Source organism: Dolichospermum lemmermannii CS-548, assembly GCF_028330815.1.
Classification (GTDB): Bacteria; Cyanobacteriota; Cyanobacteriia; order Cyanobacteriales; family Nostocaceae; genus Dolichospermum; species Dolichospermum lemmermannii.
This window is the reverse complement of sequence record NZ_JAQMTJ010000299.1, coordinates 1-4,584: the sequence shown is the minus strand read 5'-3', so window position 1 is coordinate 4,584 and position 4,584 is coordinate 1. Positions and strand designations below refer to the sequence as shown.

The following is a 4,584-nucleotide window of genomic DNA, read 5'->3' as shown; positions in this document are numbered from 1 at the left end:
GGTCCAACAAACCCATTTGAAGGCTCTTTCAGTAATGGGATAACACGATTTTCCCGACGGAATATGGTCTATAACTATGGAGATTCAGGTCCAGGAATCGCTATCCTCCATGATCTCAGCAAGCAGTGGCAATTAGGGGCATCATACAGTGCGCCTAATGGTGACAATCCCACACCTAATAATGGCTTATTTGCAGGTAGGTATGTCGCCTTTGGACAAGTAACATACTTTAGCCCCAAGAAAAATTTCCGAGTTGGCTTAAGTTACGCTAACACCTACAGTCCACCAAATGCGATAGGTCTAGGTGGCACCAATTTTGGACCTGCCGCTGGTAGTAACTTAGCAAACAGTACCGTAGCTGGTGCGGGAACTGTGGGAAATCTTTACGGATTGGGTGCATTGTATAAACTTAGTCCCAAATTAACAGCTAATACTTATGTAGGCTATTCAGCCCATCGTTATTTAGGAAATGGAGATGGTAAAGCATTGAACTGGGGCGCAGGACTAACATTTCCCGACTTAGGGAAAAAAGGTAGCTTAGGAGCTATTTTTGTCGGTCGAGCCCCAACTTTAACTGAACTGAGTAAAAATGTAGATTTGGGAGCAGGTAAAGGTCAAGCTGACAAAGATCTATCACTGCACGTTGAAGGATGGTATCAATATAAACTTAGTAACAATATCGAAATTACACCAGGAGTCATTTGGATTACTGCACCGGATTCAGATGCCAGTAATCCGGCTAGTGTAGTTGGTTGGTTGCGTACCACCTTCAAATTTTAACGCATAAATCAGGATTTACAAGATTTGAAGATTTGTAGGATTTCGTATTTATCAAAAGTCTTTAATCCCGTTAATCCTTAAATCTTGGACATCCTGATTCAGACAGTTTCATCCTGTTAATCCTTTAATCCTGGACATCCTGATTCAGACAGTTTAATAATTTTTTTCTGCAAGTTATGACTAACCCAACTGAATTACTTAATCATCGCTATGGTCATAATAACTTCAATCCAGATATTCCCTGGAGTGACACCTTAGCAACTCTGTTATCCCATCGTTCAATTCGTGCTTATTTACCTGATGCTTTACCCCCAGGAACTTTAGAAGTTTTAATTGCTGCTGCTCAATCTGCTTCTACTTCCTCCAATCTCCAAACCTGGAGTGTAGTAGCAGTTGAAGATGCAAATCGCAAAGAAGAATTATCAAAACTAACTAATAATCAAGCACATATTCGCCAATCTCCTTTATTTTTAGTGTGGTTAGCAGATTTAGCCAGACTCACTCACATTGCCGAAAATCGCGGACTACCTCATGAAGGTTTAGATTATTTGGAAATGTTTTTAATGGCAGCTATAGATGCCGCATTAGCAGCACAAAATGCTGTAGTCGCAGCAGAATCTATCGGGTTGGGAACTGTGTATATCGGTGCATTACGAAATAAACCAGAAGAGGTAGCGCAGATATTGAATTTACCTCCTCATGTAGTTGCTGTTTTCGGTTTGTGTGTAGGCTATGCTGATCCCATTGTGAATGTGGCAATTAAACCACGTTTATCTCAATCAGTGGTGTTACATCGAGAAACATATCAACTTGCCCAACAAGAGCCAGGAATATTAGAATATAACCAAATCATGGCAAATTTTTACAATTCACAACACATGAATATTCCTGGTGATTGGTCAGAACATTCTAGCAAAAGGGTAGCATCGGCTGAATCTTTATCTGGTCGGCATAGATTAAAGGAAATTTTGAATAATTTGGGTTTTAAATTACAATAATTAAGTTTTGTAACAAGAATATAAATCGCAAAAATTTGTTAACTAATAGTCAAAAATAAATTTTTCTTATTGTTTGATGTCAGCAATTAATATATTAATTGCCAAATTTTCTGTGAAATAAATCCTCATAAACAAGTGGGGATTTTTTTATGGATATTTTTCATAAAATTCTTCTCAAAGATACTTGCATTTTTTATCTAGTTATGCCACACTAAATTAAAGCTACTGTATTCCGACCAATTTACAGTAGATTATACCTGGGAAAAACAGATTGGCAAAACAAGCATATTGGTAGTCATGCCAGATGCTTGTTTACTAAAACCTTCTGTCCAGAAAGATTCAGGTAAATAAAAGCGAATAATTTCTGTCAATCTTAAAATTTCCTCAAGCCGGAAAATAAATATATAAATTTTCTCATGATTTCGGCTCAGAAAAATCCTACACAAGCGTTGTCTATTTTTATTTGACAGATTTACTCCAAATAACCAATCAAACATCCACAACTAAGAGGTTTTGATCATGACTAATCAAGTAAAAGGAATGCAATTAAATCTTGAAGGACTAAGAAAGTCCTTTGGAAATAAAACTGTTTTACAAGGAATTGATTTAGAAATTCAACCAGGAGAATTTGTGGCTATTGTTGGTCGCAGTGGCTGCGGTAAAAGTACAATGTTGCGTCTAGTTGCTGGGTTAGATGCTCCCAGTGGCGGTGATGTTTTGTTAAATGGCAAATATTCTGATAAACCCATTAATCCCGCTATCCGCATGATGTTTCAAGACGCTCGTTTGTTACCTTGGCAACGAGTATTGGCAAATGTAGAGTTAGGTTTAATCGGTACTAATTCCAAAGTTTATGCTAAACAAACGGCTTTACAAGTGCTGCGTGAAGTAGGATTAGAAGACCGCGCTCATGAATGGCCTTCCGTCCTTTCCGGTGGACAAAGACAACGGGTAGCTTTAGCCAGAGCCTTGGCCAGTAAACCTTCTTTATTACTACTAGATGAACCATTGGGAGCGTTGGATGCTTTAACTAGAATTGAAATGCAGCAATTATTAGAACGTTTGTGGCAGGAACAAGGATTTACATCACTATTAATTACCCATGATGTGGAAGAAGCTGTGGTATTAGCAGACAGAGTAATTTTGATTGAAAATGGTCAAATTAGTCTGAATGTGAAAATTGATCTGCCCCGTCCACGGGCTAGAGGAGATGCAAAGTTTGCGAAGCTCGTAGAGAGAATTTTAGATAGAGTTATGGGTAAACAAGAATCACTACAAACTGGATCTTCATCATCGTCTTCTTCTTATTTATTGAATTCTGTATCTGCTTAAATGCCATTACTAGAAACTGTTTGGAGCAAAAATTATGACTATCGCCATAGAAAGTCTGCAAAAAGTCAAATCTGCACAGATAGGCGTTTAAGTAGTCCGCCCACGGTGTTATCTAGACTATCCTCTGATCAACACCGAAGTTCATACCCAGAAATTTCCCAGCGCCTTCTGAGATTATTTAGAGTTACTAGGTGATATTGGTGAAAAGTGAGAACACCAATTCTTCTCAACTTCTCTTTCCTAATCTTAGGGTTTAAAGACTCTTGGTATTTGACATATAACTGATATTCTCTACATGGCTTACCAAGCATTACTGTCAGTTATTTTTAGGTTTCCTCATGCCGTGTTGAGGTAGATTATTTTTTCTACCTCACTTTCTTAAATATTTAACAAAACTAGAAAATGTTCACAAAAAAGGAGAATTCAATCATGCTGAATTGGGAAACTAAATTGAAATCATGGAAAAACAAACGGATCACTCGTCGTTCTGCTTTATCCGCTTTTAGCTCTAGTTTAGTCCTATCTGCTGCGTTATTCACTTGGAATACACCTCAAAATAGCGCTCAACATCAAGCAATTTCATCTATTACAACTAACACAAATAGTAAACTAATTGCCAGTAATGACAAGAAAGTAGTCCGAATAGTTCGTTCTAAACAGCTTACAGCCTTAGCAGTTTTAGAAAAAAAAGGCATTTTAGAAAAACGATTAGGAGCTTTTGGGGCTTATACCTAAAAAAGTAAATGTTAGAGATGGGTTTTTAACTCCTCAACAATATGCTGCAATTACTCCGAAGGAAGTGCTTGCTAAAAAATAGCAATTTATAATAGTTTTATTTCTCTTTATTTTTGGGAGAAAGTAAAAAGAAGTAAAACTTAAATTGATTTTTGACAAAACTATGAAACTTGAATGAATTTAATTTTTAACTATGGCAACACTTACTTTAACTAATTTCCAAATTACTCGTCTTGATGCACCATTAGGAGCAGTTATTAATGAACTAGATGCTAGTAAAAAAGTTCTACCTGAAGTTATTTTAGAATTAAAACAAGCACTTAGAGATTATCATATTCTCATTTTCAAAAATCAACATCTTAATGATGAGCAGTTTTTGAACTTTACTTTTAATTTTGGTTCATTATTTGTCCCACCAGATGATGTTCCAGTTCTCGCTTCTCAACCAGGAGTAACACCAGTTATAATCCCCGTTTCCAATGTTGATGGTGGCTACACAGGTACAGGTGAATTAGCATTTCATTCTGATCATAAATGGACACCCTATCCTTCCAGTGGTTCTCTACTTTATGCTTTAGAAGTACCATCTGAAGGTGGAGATAAGTAAGTAGACGAAAATAAATCAAAGTAGATTAAGTAATGTAAAAAATCTGGAGATGATTTCGTAGTAAGGGCTTCAGCCCTCAAATGAGGAATAAATTCCTCACTACAAACTTTGAATTATTCAAGCCGTTCTACT

At 36.8% G+C, this 4,584-nt stretch carries 5 protein-coding genes; all 5 read left to right on the top strand.

Annotation, left to right across the window (positions count from 1 at the left end; genetic code table 11):
* A partial coding sequence (locus tag PN450_RS21405) for an iron uptake porin (protein WP_271837497.1) occupies positions 1–780 on the top strand: 780 nt, incomplete at its 5' end.
* A 176-nt stretch (positions 781–956) separates the two neighbouring features.
* Entirely contained in the window at positions 957–1,778 is an 822-nt protein-coding gene (locus PN450_RS21400; protein ID WP_271837496.1) for an NADPH-dependent oxidoreductase, read from the top strand.
* A 519-nt stretch (positions 1,779–2,297) separates the two neighbouring features.
* Positions 2,298–3,110: an ATP-binding cassette domain-containing protein gene (locus tag PN450_RS21395; protein ID WP_271837495.1), complete on the top strand. Its 813-nt coding sequence runs from the start codon at positions 2,298–2,300 to the stop codon at positions 3,108–3,110.
* A 429-nt stretch (positions 3,111–3,539) separates the two neighbouring features.
* A complete protein-coding gene (locus tag PN450_RS21390) occupies positions 3,540–3,845 on the top strand; it encodes a hypothetical protein (protein ID WP_148762168.1) in 306 nt (101 codons plus the stop codon).
* 193 nt (positions 3,846–4,038) lie between these two features.
* Positions 4,039–4,452: a TauD/TfdA dioxygenase family protein gene (locus tag PN450_RS21385; RefSeq protein WP_271837494.1), complete on the top strand. Its 414-nt coding sequence runs from the start codon at positions 4,039–4,041 to the stop codon at positions 4,450–4,452.
* Positions 4,453–4,584 lie beyond the last annotated feature (132 nt).